Annotated in this window: 17 protein-coding genes; 8 read left to right on the top strand and 9 right to left on the bottom strand. The window is 50.9% G+C overall.

The window, feature by feature from the left end; translation table 11 throughout:
* Window positions 1-37: 37 nt before the first annotated feature.
* Both ung and nfo read right to left on the bottom strand, forming a co-directional pair.
* Window positions 38-736, bottom strand: a complete 699-nt coding sequence (gene ung, locus DB847_RS06685; protein ID WP_108649980.1) for a uracil-DNA glycosylase — start codon at window positions 734-736, stop codon at window positions 38-40.
* Window positions 737-811: 75 nt separating this feature from the next.
* Window positions 812-1,675: a deoxyribonuclease IV gene (gene nfo / locus DB847_RS06680; RefSeq protein ID WP_108649979.1), complete on the bottom strand. Its 864-nt coding sequence runs from the start codon at window positions 1,673-1,675 to the stop codon at window positions 812-814.
* A 161-nt stretch (window positions 1,676-1,836) separates the two neighbouring features.
* Between nfo and DB847_RS24855 the strand changes: the two genes are divergently transcribed.
* The 6 genes from DB847_RS24855 (at window position 1,837) to DB847_RS06665 (ending at window position 6,505) form a co-directional block, all read left to right on the top strand.
* Window positions 1,837-2,262 (top strand): cation:proton antiporter domain-containing protein, encoded by a 426-nt coding sequence (locus DB847_RS24855; protein ID WP_199911762.1) that lies wholly within the window; start codon window positions 1,837-1,839, stop codon window positions 2,260-2,262.
* Window positions 2,244-3,476 (top strand): cation:proton antiporter, encoded by a 1,233-nt coding sequence (locus DB847_RS24850; protein ID WP_199911761.1) that lies wholly within the window; start codon window positions 2,244-2,246, stop codon window positions 3,474-3,476. Before DB847_RS24855 ends, DB847_RS24850 begins: the two co-directional genes overlap by 19 nt.
* Window positions 3,470-3,961: a hypothetical protein gene (locus DB847_RS24845; protein WP_199911760.1), complete on the top strand. Its 492-nt coding sequence runs from the start codon at window positions 3,470-3,472 to the stop codon at window positions 3,959-3,961. Before DB847_RS24850 ends, DB847_RS24845 begins: the two co-directional genes overlap by 7 nt.
* The gene (locus DB847_RS24840; protein WP_199911759.1) at window positions 3,958-4,374 is read left to right on the top strand and encodes a Crp/Fnr family transcriptional regulator; all 417 of its coding nucleotides are present in this window, start codon (window positions 3,958-3,960) and stop codon (window positions 4,372-4,374) included. The genes DB847_RS24845 and DB847_RS24840 overlap by 4 nt, the downstream gene beginning before the upstream one ends.
* Before the next feature lie 92 nt (window positions 4,375-4,466).
* Window positions 4,467-5,018, top strand: coding sequence for a DUF2058 domain-containing protein (locus tag DB847_RS06670; protein WP_108649978.1), 552 nt, complete (start codon window positions 4,467-4,469; stop codon window positions 5,016-5,018).
* A 581-nt stretch (window positions 5,019-5,599) separates the two neighbouring features.
* On the top strand, window positions 5,600-6,505 hold the full coding sequence (locus DB847_RS06665) for a hypothetical protein (RefSeq protein ID WP_108649977.1): 906 nt from the start codon (window positions 5,600-5,602) through the stop codon (window positions 6,503-6,505).
* Between the two features lie 28 nt (window positions 6,506-6,533).
* On the opposite strand, the gene ligA is transcribed toward DB847_RS06665, so the two are convergent.
* The gene (gene ligA / locus DB847_RS06660; protein ID WP_108649976.1) at window positions 6,534-8,558 is read right to left on the bottom strand and encodes an NAD-dependent DNA ligase LigA; all 2,025 of its coding nucleotides are present in this window, start codon (window positions 8,556-8,558) and stop codon (window positions 6,534-6,536) included.
* Between the two features lie 266 nt (window positions 8,559-8,824).
* Here ligA and DB847_RS06655 point away from each other — a divergent pair, with 266 nt between their 5' ends.
* Complete coding sequence (locus DB847_RS06655; RefSeq protein ID WP_108649975.1) at window positions 8,825-9,064, top strand: RNA recognition motif domain-containing protein; 240 nt, start codon at window positions 8,825-8,827, stop codon at window positions 9,062-9,064.
* Between the two features lie 115 nt (window positions 9,065-9,179).
* On the opposite strand, the gene DB847_RS06650 is transcribed toward DB847_RS06655, so the two are convergent.
* The gene (locus DB847_RS06650) at window positions 9,180-9,815 is read right to left on the bottom strand and encodes a DUF4336 domain-containing protein (protein WP_199911758.1); all 636 of its coding nucleotides are present in this window, start codon (window positions 9,813-9,815) and stop codon (window positions 9,180-9,182) included.
* A gap of 116 nt (window positions 9,816-9,931) precedes the next feature.
* Here DB847_RS06650 and DB847_RS06645 point away from each other — a divergent pair, with 116 nt between their 5' ends.
* On the top strand, window positions 9,932-10,849 hold the full coding sequence (locus DB847_RS06645; RefSeq protein ID WP_108648954.1) for an IS5 family transposase: 918 nt from the start codon (window positions 9,932-9,934) through the stop codon (window positions 10,847-10,849).
* A gap of 169 nt (window positions 10,850-11,018) precedes the next feature.
* On the opposite strand, the gene DB847_RS06640 is transcribed toward DB847_RS06645, so the two are convergent.
* The 5 genes from DB847_RS06640 to DB847_RS06620 all read right to left on the bottom strand — a co-directional run bounded on the left by DB847_RS06640 (window position 11,019) and on the right by DB847_RS06620 (window position 13,919).
* Window positions 11,019-11,468, bottom strand: coding sequence for a hypothetical protein (locus DB847_RS06640; RefSeq protein ID WP_108649974.1), 450 nt, complete (start codon window positions 11,466-11,468; stop codon window positions 11,019-11,021).
* A 190-nt stretch (window positions 11,469-11,658) separates the two neighbouring features.
* Window positions 11,659-12,234 carry a hypothetical protein gene (locus DB847_RS06635; protein WP_234418529.1) on the bottom strand — a complete coding sequence of 192 codons (576 nt, stop codon included), beginning with the start codon at window positions 12,232-12,234 and terminating at the stop codon, window positions 11,659-11,661.
* A gap of 23 nt (window positions 12,235-12,257) precedes the next feature.
* A complete protein-coding gene (locus DB847_RS06630) occupies window positions 12,258-12,575 on the bottom strand; it encodes a hypothetical protein (protein ID WP_108649972.1) in 318 nt (105 codons plus the stop codon).
* A 697-nt stretch (window positions 12,576-13,272) separates the two neighbouring features.
* Complete coding sequence (locus DB847_RS06625) at window positions 13,273-13,470, bottom strand: hypothetical protein (RefSeq protein WP_159084429.1); 198 nt, start codon at window positions 13,468-13,470, stop codon at window positions 13,273-13,275.
* A 5-nt stretch (window positions 13,471-13,475) separates the two neighbouring features.
* The gene (locus DB847_RS06620; RefSeq protein ID WP_108649970.1) at window positions 13,476-13,919 is read right to left on the bottom strand and encodes a hypothetical protein; all 444 of its coding nucleotides are present in this window, start codon (window positions 13,917-13,919) and stop codon (window positions 13,476-13,478) included.
* Between the last annotated feature and the right edge of the window lie 184 nt (window positions 13,920-14,103).

The raw sequence follows: 14,103 nt of genomic DNA, 5'->3' as shown, positions 1-14,103 counted from the left end.
TCCATAAGCGATAACATCTTTATTAAAAGCTGTTAACTCAACCAGAGATTGGTTCAACTGTCTCCTGTGTTACCAGTTGAGGCTGCCAGTCGATCGCCTGCTTGCCCTGAGAAATCAGCAGCTCGTTAGTCTGGGAGAAGTGTTTACAACCAAAAAAGCCTCGGTGTGCCGACAATGGGCTGGGATGAGGTGCGCACAACACATGGTGGCGTTGCCTGTCGATCATTCGCCCTTTTTTCTGGGCATGGGCCCCCCACAACAGGAAGACAACCCCTTCCCGGTGTGCATTGAGCTGAGCAATCACCTCATCGGTAAATTGCTCCCAGCCAAGCCGGGCATGGGAGTGCGCCTTTCCCGCCTGAACCGTCAGAACCGTATTCAGCAGCAGGACTCCCTGACGTGCCCAGCTCTCAAGATAACCATGTTCAGGAATAGTAAAACCCGGGATATCCTGGACCATCTCCTTATAGATATTGACCAGCGAAGGAGGCGTGCGCACCCCGGGCAATACCGAAAAGCACAGGCCATGCGCCTGCCCCGGACCATGGTAGGGATCCTGACCCAGGATCACCACCTTCACATCCGCAAACTCGGTAAATTTAAACGCATTAAACACATCCTTGGCCGGAGGATAGATGATCTGTCCGGCATCGCGTTCGCGCTGAACCTGAGCCAAGGTCTCCTGAAAATAGGTTTGCTGTTTCTGCTCACCGATCACATCTTTCCAACTTGCCATCATGTTTCCCGTCTAAAAAAGTTAAGAGGCCTTCGTGCGAAAAATGAAGGTCTGCTCTGAATGCATACACGCGGCTCAAACGGCCGCTTCAGTCTGACATGCCAACCCCTTGAGCCAGGCGATCTCCTGAGCCCAAATGGTATCATCGATGGTTTCGAGAATGAGAGGGATCCCATCAAACCGGGTGTCCTCCATGATATATCGAAACGCAGCTTCGCCGATATACCCCTGCCCCAGGCTATGATGACGATCGACCCGGGAGCCCAGCTCAGCCTTGCTGTCATTGATATGCATCCCCGCCAGATACTCAAAGCCCACCACTTTGGAAAACTCAGCAAAAGTCTGTTCACAGGCTTCAAAGATTCTGAGATCATAACCGGCAACAAAGGTGTGGCAGGTATCGATACAGACCCCAACTCTGGACTTATCCTCAACCCCCTCGATGATTTCCGCCAGCTGCTCGAACCGGTAGCCTAGATTACTCCCCTGACCGGCGGTATTTTCAATCACAGCCTTCACCCCGGGTACCTGCTCGAGGGCAATGTTGATCGACTCGGCCACCAGCGCCAGGCTCTCTGACTCTGAAATCTTTCTAAGATGACTGCCAGGATGAAAATTCAGTAGCGTCAGCCCAAGCTGCCGGCAGCGACTCATCTCATCAATAAAGGCGCGCCGCGATTTCTCCAGCGCCTCAGGCTCAGGGTGTCCCAGATTGATGAGATAGGAATCATGAGGCAGGATCTGCTCCGGCTTGTAGCCATACTTGTCGCAGCTGGCCTTGAACTTGCGGATATCATCCTCACCCAGGGGCTTAGCCTCCCAGCGTCGCTGATTTTTGGTAAACAGGCCAAAGGCTGTGGCTCCCAGCTCGTGGGCATTTTTAGGTGCGTTCCACACCCCACCCGATGCTGACACATGGGCACCAATATACTTTGTCATTCTCTCTCCAAACACGCTGAGATCACCAATAAAAAATCTGCGCCAAGGCTAACCAATTCCCACGCACCATACAAGAGGCCCCTTGCCCACCACAAGTTCCCGGGCGACTTCTTCAAGCGAGTCTAAACTTGGATCAACAGGGATGGAAAGGAAGTAACGTCATGGAAGAGGGTTATGGTATCCAGATCTTGGTTTTCATCATCAGCGCACTGCTGATTGGCGCCGGGACCCGTTACCTGCAAAAGGGCACTAAGATCCCCTATACGGTCGCCCTGTTGCTGATCGGCCTGGTCCTGGGACTGGCGGAGCGACACGGTTTCATCTCCTCTTTCTCCCCACACTTTGGCCAGTCGCTGGCGATCATCTCGGATATCGATCCACACATTCTGCTATTTCTGTTCCTGCCGACCCTGATCTTTGAATCCGCCTCCTCCCTGGAGGTCCACCTGTTTCGACGGATCTTTTCGCAGATCGCCCTGTTGGCGGTCCCAGGTCTTTTGATCTGCACCCTGGCCACCGCCGCCGTGGTTCACTACGCCCTCCCTGGGACTGGAGTTGGCCACTGGCATTGCTGTTTGGCGCCCTGATTAGCGCCACCGACCCGGTTGCCGTGGTCGCCCTGCTCAAGGAGGTCAGCTCTCGAAAACGTCTGGAAACCCTGCTGGAAGGAGAGTCGCTGCTCAACGATGGAACCGCCATAGTTCTGTTTACCCTGTTCCTGACCCTGGCGGCTGGCTCGGCCGGAACCACGCCTCCCCAGGTGGTAGTCGACTTCCTGTTGGTGGTGTGCCTGGGTCTCATCGTGGGGGCCGCCATCGGAGGAGTGATCCTTGGCTGGATTGGCCGGGTCTTCAACGATCCACTGATTGAAATAACCCTGTCGGTCGCATCAGCCTACCTGGTGTTTTATGTCGCCGAAGGGGTACTGCATGTCTCCGGCGTGGTCGCCGTGGTCGCACTGGCGCTGCTGTTTGCCGGAATCGGGAGGACCCGGATCTCTCCCGAAGTAGCCGGATTCCTCCACCACTTCTGGGAGATGCTCGCCCACTTTGCCAACACCTTGATCTTCCTGATGGTGGGTGTCCTGGTGGCGTTCCGGGTCGCACTCAACGATCCCGTTGCCTGGCTGGCGCTGCTGGGCCTCTATATCGCGGTGATGGTGATCCGCGGTGGTACCATATTTCTATTCATGCCACTACTGGCACGGATCGGCATCGGCATCACCAAGGAAAAAGCGATCGTGCTGTGGTGGGGTGGACTGCGTGGTGCCGTCTCTCTGGCCCTGGCGCTAACCGTGGTCCAGCTCGAGTTGTTCCCGGCAGAGCTATCCGATCAGGTGCTGTTCCTGTGTGCCGGCATGGTGGTTCTGACCATAGTGATTAATGGTACCACCATGAGCTGGCTGCTGGCCCGGCTCGGTTTGGACAGGCTCCCCTCAGGTAAGCAGGCCACCGTAGACAAGGCTCAGGCATTGATCAGTGGCGAGATGCAGGAGATGCTCCCTGAGCTGCAAAAGAACCGTTTCCTGGCCGGCGCAGACTGGGACAAAATCGATGAGTTCATCAGCTTTGATCCCAAGGCAGAGCCGACCAAGGCCGCGGATGAAGATGTAGAGATCGCGTTTCGCAGACGCTTACTCGAAACAGAGCGCCAATACTACTGGACGCTATTCCGCCAGGGAACTCTGGGACGCAGCGCTACCCAGCATCTGGTGGACGCCGTGGAGCATGCCCTGGATGGGACCCCACCCTGTTCCCCCGGGATCAGCTGCAGCAGCTATGGAATACCCCTCCGATGCTGATATGGCTGCGTAAGATGCCAGGCTGTAGCAAGCTTGCAGCCCACATGGCATTTCGCCGGATGACCCTGGGATACGATATCGCCCGCGGCTTTGTCCAGGCTCAGGACGAGATGCTCAGCCATGTCCACGAGCTGGCCCCCTCCAAGGCGGTCGATGAAAAAGTCCGGGAGGATATTCTGGCCAACAAGCGTGATACCTTTGGCCATATCGAGCAGTTGCGTCAATGTTTCCCCGAAGTGATCCGCTCCCTGGAGACCGGCTGTACCCTGAGAATCCTACTCAACCGCGAGCGTCACCTGCTCAAGAAGATGCATGAAAATGCCATCCTGGCCAAACCCGAGGCCGAAAAACTGCTGGAGCAGGTGGAGCAGAAGATGCACGACCTGTCACAAACCCCGATTCAGGTCGCGCCCCCGATCCCATGCATCTGTTACAGGATTCAGACTGGAGTCAGGATCTGCAGATACCGGCCCTGGAGCAGATGATCTCCTTTGCCGGCCACAGGGTCTACGGACCGGAAGACCGAATCACCCAGGAGGGCGCCAGCGCCGACGGGTTGTTGATGATAGTCCGGGGTCAGGTGGAGTTCTATCAGACCAAAAATGGCCAGACCGAGCTCGTCGGAACCGAAACTCCCGGAGCCCTACTCGGCATCGAAGCCCTGCTCACCGGGATCTACAGTAGCACCATCCGTGCCCAGACCCCGGTCGATGCCCTGTGGATCCCTATGGATAAGCTGAAAAAACTGCTGGCCAGTGAGCCGAAACTTCTGGAGCGGCTGATGCAACTTCTCCACCAGGCCTGGGAATCGGGCAACGGCCTGTTTGTGCCTCACCCGGATAGTGACAACAATGGAAAGAACGGCAATAGCGGCGATAAAAGCGAGCCGGAGTCATAGGCTCTGCTGACATCACCAAGCCTAATCGCAAAGGGTGACTTGGCGGCTATTTTCGTTAAAATAGCCGCATCTTTGTCACATTCGAGATCACCATGAGTTCATTACAGGAGCAGCTTCTCAAGGCAGGGCTGACCAATGAGAAAAAGCTGAAAAAAACCAAGGCTGAAAAACACGCCCGCATCAAGAAGCAGCCCAAAAAGAAAAAAGGCCATGTAGAGGTCAGCGAGTTGCAGCAGGAGATCCAGCGTCAACAGCAGGAGCGTAAAGAGCGTGATCTGGAGCTGAACAAGAAACAGCAGCAGATCCTGGCATTGCGAGAAGAGCGGGCCCGGGTCAAGCAACTGATCGAGCACCATAGCGACAAGTCTTATGCCGGGGATATCGCCTACAACTTCAGCTTCGACAACAAGGTCAAGACCCTCTACGTCAAAGAGCTGGTGCAACGCGCCCTGACCCGTGGTACCGCGGCCATCTGTGTGCTGGAAGATAAGTTCTATATCCTGCCCGCCAATATCGCCCAGCGCCTGGCCGAAATCGACGACACCCTCATCGCCTCGCTTCACGATAATAGTGCATCCAGCGAGCCGGTGGATGAGGATGATCCTTACGCCGACTATGTGATCCCAGATGATCTGATGTGGTAGGGCTTCACTCAGGGGGCAAAGCCCCTTGAGCCTCCCCCTCACAGCTTTCGCTTATCGTGATAGGCAAGCTCGCTGAGATAGGTAAACCTTCTGCTTTTTCAACTGCTCCTTCAGATATGTATCCAAAATATCCGCCAAAGTAATACCCACAACTCTCCTGCGAAAACCAGTGCCGATGAAACCTGAGGCTAATTTAGCGGCCTTTCCTCATAAGATAATCTACTGAAAAATAGACACCCCAAATCTTTATCCTTGCGCATCCAGCGCCATTAGTTGTCGCAGCAAACTGGTCTTGGTTAATATTATGTTGCACTTAGGTTAATTTCAGACTCAAATAGATCCCGTGCTACCGATTCCCGATAATTTATTCGTTATTTAAAAGTGCGAGGTAGCGTTAACACAATATCTTCTAAATGGATAAAAAGGACATTCCAATGAATCAGAAAAAAATCGTTAAGAGCTTCTCCAAAAATACCCGCCGTAAGACAGCTCAACTCTACTGGTAAGCCGACAGGCTAATTAAAAGCACGGCCCTCCGGGCTGTGCTTTTATATGTCCAACCAACCATACCTGGTAATACAATGAATCATCTTGAATTCCTGCGCGCCATAGAGACTCACGATCTAACCCTGGTGAGCGATGCCGCAGACCTACTCTCACAAGCCTCAGCTCAGGGATTTAAAACAAGCGACTTTAACCAATTTTCGTTTGATTCTAATTGCTTGTTTCTTATCACCAAACTCATTAATCAGCAGGCTCTTCTCAACAAAGAAGACCTCGGTATCTTCTCAGCAAACATATTGCTCAATAAGTTTTTAAGCACCCCGGACGAAGCAAGCTATAGCCTTAGTTCGTTATTAAACACCAGACTCATCCCGAGCGTTACCAAGCGTGACAAAATATACCAAGAGATTTTGCAAAGCTCAGGTTGCCTGGTGCAAAGTGGCGAGGGCCACAGAGCAGAGATCAGATTAAAAGATGAAATTGAGGCTGCTAATTTTGATCAAGAGCTGACCCAGGGCTGGCTCTATACCATGGCTGAGTTTCTCGAAGCAGCTATCTTTAATCAGGAGCATAAGGAGTCAAGCTTTAGTGTTAAGGGACGCTTTCAGTTTGATGGAATAATCCATCTTTACACCCACCCGGATGCAACCAGGCATCATGCAACCATGCAAGCCTGGCAACAGGAAGTTGCAGAGTCAGGGGGGTATCTGGAAATAGAACACAGCGCCATCACCCGTTTGGTGATTGCTGATCGGGATAGAACATCTGAATTGATGGGGTTATGCCAGGGAAAGGAGCGAGGAACGGAGATCCTGGAATTTGCGTTTGGCTGTGGCCAGAGGCACTCCAGGGAGCTGAATTGGCAGCTAAATAGCCCACTCAATGAGGGAGTAAACGGAGTTCACTTTGGGATAGGGATGGGACGTCAAATTCCACATATCGACTTTGTCTCAACAAATGCTTCGTATCAATTTAGCCAATAGCCCCGAAAAGGGGCCACTGGCTGTCTTATTACTCCACAACTCCATGTTGAGCCAGGAGATCTACCAGCCCCTGCTCATCGATAACTGGCACCCCCAGCTCGGTCGCCTTAGCAAGCTTGGAGCCTGCCGCCTCTCCGGCAACCACACAGCTGGTCTTCTTGGAGACCGAACCTGCCACCTTGGCCCCCAGTGCTACCAGCTTAGCCTTGGCATCACTGCGCCCCATCAGGCTCAGAGTCCCAGTGAGTACATAGGTTTCACCGGCAAGAGGCTGTGCGTCCACAGAGGGAGCCTCAGGAGTTGGCCAGTGGATCCCCGCTGAGCGTAGCGACTCGATCACCTCAAGATTATGAGGCTGGCGGAAGAACAGCCAGATATGCTTGGCAACCACCTCCCCTACATCCGAGACCTCACACAGGGCCTCTACCTCAGCGCCCATGATCGCCTCCAGGCTCTGGAAATGAGTCGCCAGATTAGCCGCTGTGGCCTCGCCCACTTCACGAATACCCAGGGCATAGATAAAACGCGCCAGTGTGGTCTCTTTAGCCTTCTCAAAAGCCGCCAGTAACTTCTGGGCGGACTTTGGTCCCATCCGCTCCAGAGATTGCAGCTCAATCTGGTTCAGTGAAAAGAGATCCGCCACCGTATGCACCAGCTCCCGATCCACCAGCTGCTCCACCAGCTTGGTACCACAGCCGTCGATATCCAGCGCCTTGCGTGATGCAAAGTGACGCAGCGCCTCTTTGCGTTGGGCGCCGCAGAAAAGACCGCCGCTACAGCGGGCCACTACCTCATCAGGAAGCTGCTCTATTTCAGAGCCACACACCGGGCAGGTTTCAGGGAACTCGATGGCCCGGGCATCATCGGGACGGCGCGCCGTTACCACAGAGACCACCTGAGGGATCACATCCCCGGCGCGGCGGATCACCACGGTATCGCCGATCATCAGACCTAATCGTTCAATCTCATCACGGTTATGCAGGGTCGCATTGGAGACGGTTACTCCCCCCACAAACACGGGCTCCAGCTTTGCCACTGGGGTGATCGCACCGGTCCGCCCCACCTGAAACTCCACATTGAGTAACTCGGTGAGCTCTTCCTGAGCCGGGAACTTGTGGGCAATCGCCCAACGAGGTGCCCGGGAGACAAATCCGAGTTGCTCCTGCAAGGCGATATCATCGACCTTATACACCAGGCCATCAATTTCAAAAGGAAGGGAATCGCGCTCGACCAGCAGGCGATCGTGATAGGACTGACAGCCCTCAATACCCTTAACCTCTTCAATCAGGGCGGTCACCGGCAGACCCCAGCCCTTTAGCTGTTGCAATCTCTGGTAGTGGCTGTCAGCAAGCTCCCCTCCCTCGATGATCCCGGTCGAGTAGGCATAAAATGCCAGCGGACGAGTCGCAGTGATCTTAGAATCCAACTGACGCAAGCTACCGGCCGCCGCATTCCGTGGATTGGCAAAGGGTTTCTCCCCCTTGGCAAGGGCGCGCTCATTAAGCTTCTCAAAGCCCGCCTTGGGCATAAAGACTTCACCGCGCACTTCAAGGCGCTCAGGATAGCCCTCACCCCGAAGCCGTAGCGGAATCGACCGGATGGTACGCACATTAACTGTAATATCCTCACCGCTGCGCCCATCACCCCGGGTCGCCGCCCGCACCAGCTGGCCATTTTCATAAATGAGGCTCACCGCCAGGCCATCGAGCTTAGGCTCACAGCAGAAGGTCAGAGGCTCAGGGTCCAGCAGGCGATCGGCGATCCGCTTGCCAAAGGCTTCAAGCTCCTCAGCATCAAATACGTTATCCAGCGACAGCATCGGCATCTCATGCTCCACCGATGAAAAGGCATCCAGGGCCACATCGCCAACCTTCTGGCTCGGGGAGTCGGCCGAACGCAGCTCGGGATGCTCCTGCTCTATCTGCTGCAGCTCACGCATCAAGCGGTCATATTCAGCATCCGGAACCGTCGGGTTATCCAGCACATAATACTGATAGTTGTAATCTTCAATCTGGGAACGCAGGGCGTCTACCCGGGTCTGTAGCTCATTCATTCTGTGGATTCTTCGCTGTTGTTATCTGCTAGTCAGCCGAAAGAGTGAATATTACCAACTCGGCGGCAAAAATGGATGGTTTTATCCTCCTGATGAGAATTTTGTTTCTCCGTCACAAGGTTGACCTGCCACAGCTAATAATGCTCACAGTTACTGAGGCATGCAGAAGAATTACTTATTGGAAGTGAAATCCTCACCCACTAATGGATTTGTCAGCGTGAACCTGAGACAATCCGCGCCCGACTTCCTGTACCAAACGGTTCATTATGAAACTTTTAGTTCTCAACCTCGCACGCACCATGACCGAAGATGAAATCTGTGATCTGTTCTCGACTCATGGCACTGTCGCTGAGTGCAACCTGGTGCTAGACCAGGAAACCGGCAAATCGAAAGGGTTTGCATTTGTGGAGATGCTAGATGAAAGTGAAGCAAAAGCTGCAATCGACAGCCTGAATCAGACCAAGGTCGCTAAAAGCAAAATCCGGGTGAAGCAAGCGCAAGAATGATCTCCGACTTACCAGGATCTAAAAAACCAGCCAAGACACCTGGCTGGTTTTTTATTGGCCGCGACCGGCCTGGAGATCACCAAACCCCTCAGCCAAACAGTTCCATCACAGGGTATCAGATCCAGCTCAGGGCACTCTGGATAATCGGTGTCGCACCGGTTTGGGCACACTCACCATGGGCGATCAGTAGCCGCTGCGGCTGCCATTCAATCAGTTTCTGCCGGGCCGTCCGGGCGGGCTCTTTGCGGATAAAGCTCAGCCGCCACTCTCGCGGGGTACTCCCCTTCTCACCGACCAAACCATCAAGCTTCATCAGCATTCCTTTCCAACCCCGCATCTTCTCTGAGTCGTGACGCTGGATCAGATCACAGATGATCGCTGTTTGGGAGGGGCGATGAAAAAACACCACCTCCTCCATGGCAAACGAGCCATGAAATATCAGCTGATCAATTTCCCCGGCCCAAGCAGGTTCCGCCCCATCTCCAAGCTCAGCAGTAAAACTTAGCTCAGGCTTTCTGCGAGCAAGGCCGGGCGGTGCATACAAACGCGCCTCGGGCCATCTGTCGGCCCACTCCTTGAGGAACAGGTGATGAATCTTGTTGGGAGAGACTATGTGGTTAACCGGGCCGAGCGCCTCGACAGCGCAGGCCAGCTCATCGGTCAGAGCAACCGGCGACCAGACCCACAGCCCGCCATCGGCGAGGCGCACGATAGCCATCCGGGTTGGATAGGGAAAACCATAAAACGACACGACCGGCCCCTCAGCCACATACAGTGATGGTGCAAACTGGCGTTGTTTCCTAAATCGATGGAACCTTTTGGTTTGAGCAAGATCTGATCTCCCATCGTCATGATGGGAAGCTTCAAATGGGTAAATCCAACGGCAAAATCAAGAACTGGTCTCAATACAATAAAGCATTGGTAAAGCGTGGCTCGATCACCTTCTGGTTGGATGAGAATGCAGTCAAAAACTGGCATTGTCAGGAGCACCATGGCGACAGAGGAAGAGGCTTCACGTTCAGTGATACCGCTATCGAAACCGCGTTGATGCTCAAAGGAGTATTCAGCCTTCCACTGAGGGGGTTGCAAGGATTCCTTGATTCGGTCTTTCAGCTCATGAATGTTCCTCTTAAGTCACCGACTTATAGCTGTATCAGCAAACGAGCGAAGACCGTTGAGATAAAATATCGCCGCCCCAGCCGAGGCCCTGTTGCTCACGTGGTCGTTGATGGGACAGGGCTCAAAATCCACGGTGAGGGAGAGTGGAAAATGCGCAAGCACGGAAAAGAAAAGCGCCGAGTTTGGCGCAAGCTCCACCTGGCTGTTGATGCTCAAACTCATGAAATCATAGCAGCCGAGGTCAGCCTTGATAGTGTTGGAGATAACGAGGTGTTGCCGACCTTATTAAACCCACTACGACGCAAGATACAGCAAGTCTCAGCAGATGGTGCATACGATACAGAGGCTTGCTATGCACTGTTACAGAGAAAGGGTTGTAAACCAACGATTCCTCCCCGCAGTAATGCAGCTTACTGGAAAGGAGATCATCCCAGAAATGAAGCTGTCGAAGCGCTTAAAAATGGGCAGCTTTCACAATGGAAGCATGACAACGACTACCATCAGCGCTCGTTAGCAGAAACAGCAATGTCTCGCTACAAACAGCTCAATTCTCCACAGCTGAGCTTACGTTGTTATAACGGTCAGGTTGGGGAAGCCTTGGCCGGAGTTAAAGCTTTAAACAAAGTGATCGGGCTTGGTATGCCTGTCAGGCAGCAAGCTGCCTGAATGGGTACAAGTCAATTATCAGACTCGGATTTAGGAAACAACGCCGTGCAAACTCCTTAAGCATAAAAATCCCCCGACGCATCACGAACAACAGAACTCTTCCCCGAAGCGCTCATCTCCAAAATAAACAGCAGCCACAAATCAGCGGCCCCAGAGAGAGCCACTCAGATTATTGATTCAGGTGCTGCTTTGCCCAGGATAGTGCTTTATCGGCGTTATTAAACACAGAAAAAGGGATCCCTGCATCATGATAGGATTGGGCATATCTTTTCTTCATAAAATCCGGCGATTCCGCATCCTGTGAAAAAACAAATGCAGATGCCAGAGGCAGCAGCTCTTTCTTTTTCATTTTAAGAAGATAACTTGAAAACTCGCTGAAAAACTCCCCTAAAGCCACACAAGGCCCCTCAAACAGCACCACCTCAACCCACTCGCAGTTTGATGAGTACTTCTCATGAAGAAACCTCGACTCCACCTCGGCAAGGGCCTTAGCCAATTCCTGGTTAAAGGGCCCGACGGGCCGATACAGGATGACATTGTCATCAATCACATTAAAACTAATCTTCCCATGGGGCTTAAAATCCTGATTAGTCGCATCATCCGTTGAATAGTGTTTCATTCACTTACCTCCATGTAATAGACTCCGACCTGCAGCCCATAAAGTAGTAATATTTTGATATCCATCATTCAAAACTTGTTTTCATAAAAATATCTACTTGTTCCTTTTAAAAGAACTTGGGTAATTATTGGCCGCTTTTCTATATCACTGCACCATAATTGAAATAGACGTTCCCTAATACAACCCTATCTCAGTAATGAAAAGTCATTAACACCCCCCGAAGAGACTCTTTGACTTTATTGTTTGATTCATTTATAACACGAGCTATAAATTCAATGTCTGTTGGTATGTTGAGCTCTTTCCTAATACTGCAGATAACTCTTGGTGTTAACTCAGACACTCTAAAAAACTCAAATAATGAATCCTTCGCAAAAGCCTTCATTTTAACATCTTGAGCTTGTATCAGCTCATCAATCTCCTTTTTGAAACTACTGACACGCTCACTTTCAAAGTCACAGAATCTTTTTATTGAATCAAATTTATCCTGATTGCTCTCATTTTTAATGCTAATTTCTTCCATCATTTTTATATATGTGTCAATTCTATCACTTGATTTATCTCTTAATCCTGATAATGTATCAATCTGAGACGAGTTACGAATTAACTCTTTTCTTTTTATAATAAGAACTGTGATAACTGTACCAATCTCAGTCATCATATCAGACACACTTTCTATTGATTCTGAGTTGCCAACAATATATAGCTGGGCCAGTTTTGATTCACCTTCAATTAATGACTTACTTATTTCCGAATCGGTCAACCCCAAATTACACATCGCTGTTATAATATTTAACCGCTGAATAATGCATCCAACAAGCTCAATATATGTTTCTTTTTTATATCTCGCTCTCTCTTAATTGAATCAAATTGAATTTGATGAGAGGCCTTTAATTCCTCTAAAGAACTTGAATATAAAGACCTAATTAATTCAACTTCTCTAGTTATACCACCAATATCTTCTTTTGTTGCAAGATTCTTTGCTTTTTCCTTTACATAATTAGGAAAGAAAAACTTCATAATTAAAAATATGGCAACACCACCAACAATCAAACCAAATCCAACCGTATCAAACGAAGATATTATTTCTTTAAAGAGTGCAATTTCCAAAATCAACCTCTGGCACAAGATATATAATGAAAGTGGCTATAAATAAAACTATTTGATGTTATTAGAAAACTAACTGTTAATTCTTTATACACTCCCTCTAAAAATCCTTATAGAACAGCATGCAATTAAAATAAAGATTTATAACTATTTTCGAGTAAGGCCGCTCCAGGCGGCTACTATCCTGATGGCCTTTTCCAGTTCGCTATACCCTTCCCTGGCCATCTTCCCCAGTTCGGTATCCAGCCTCTCGTTCTGTTGCTTCACAACTTCACCCTGCCTTTCACGGCATTCGCATATCTGCCATGCATGGATACATAAATGTCACGAATAACAGGATGTTTGGGAGAGACCTCTGCAGCAGATACCGAGTCTCTTGAGAGACTCGCGACATTGATTTGATGGGCCCCGTTGATTTGCGCTGAGCATTTCAAAAAAGAGCAAAAGGTGAGTCGCAGGGACGCGACGAAAAGACAACCAGTGCATGGACGCACTGTTTGCCTGTACTTTTGCGATTTTGAAATGCGAGGACCAAGCAAATCGCGGGGTGTCCTTGGGAGGCCAGAGGGGATTGGACAAGCAATCCCTTCTGGCCGTTGCAGGTCGGCACCGGCGTCTATGTGCCGCAGGCACAAAACCAGCCCGTCAGGACATCAACCCACAGGGTTGAAAACCAAGCCGACCGCAGGTCATACAAACCCTACCACTGCACCTTCACCTGCTTGATCTCCCGGTCTGTATACGCGGTGACAGAGGCACTACCCGATTTCCCCGAGGTTGAAAGACTGGAAACATAATACTGATATCCCGGCCCTAACTGCTCTTTCGCCAGAAGCTTGGCCCTGCTCGCTGACTCCCCATGAAGAGAGATGGTGGTAATACTCACCATCAGCCCCATCAGGATCACACCCAGAGATAGGCGGACATAGAGCTGCGAACTCTATAGCCAGCCTGAGCAAAAAGCTTAAATGATTCGGTACTCGATAACTGAGTGTGACCCCAGATCAAAACGGCAATGGATACCAAAGAGGCCAACAAAGTCCCAACCACATCCAGTGCGTTCGTTTTTAGCTGCACCAATAGGAGGCTCGGGGGCACAGCTATTGGCATAGTGAGCAACATAATAATGAAGCATGAGGCAAAAAATGCACTCAGCCATCGTACGATGCGAGCAGTTTTAACATTTCCTTTGAGTAAAAAAGCGCCAGCAATAATCGCGAAGATGTTGAAACTCGAGGAGTAGCCGATACTGTTGGTAATGCAGTACACCATGACCCCAAGATCAATGATACCTATGGTAAGAAATACGACGCCGACTCTTCTGAATGGATTATCATCATGTTTCATCGCTTCTTCCTTGACTAGTTAATTAAGGATTCATGGCTCCAACCATGTGTAGCTATACACAGGGCTTCAATCCATAGCTACTCATCAGGCGCATACAAAGCAAAAACCTCAGCCTTAGTTAAGTTCTCGGTTTCGTTTGCAAAGCTGTAGTAGTCTGGCTTCTTGTCTATAAAGTACTGTTTCT

Origin of the sequence: Dongshaea marina, assembly GCF_003072645.1 — a bacterium.
In the GTDB taxonomy this organism is placed as follows: domain Bacteria; phylum Pseudomonadota; class Gammaproteobacteria; order Enterobacterales; family Aeromonadaceae; genus Dongshaea; species Dongshaea marina.
Note: the sequence above shows the minus strand (reverse complement) of the source record. Positions and strands in the feature narration are given on the sequence as shown.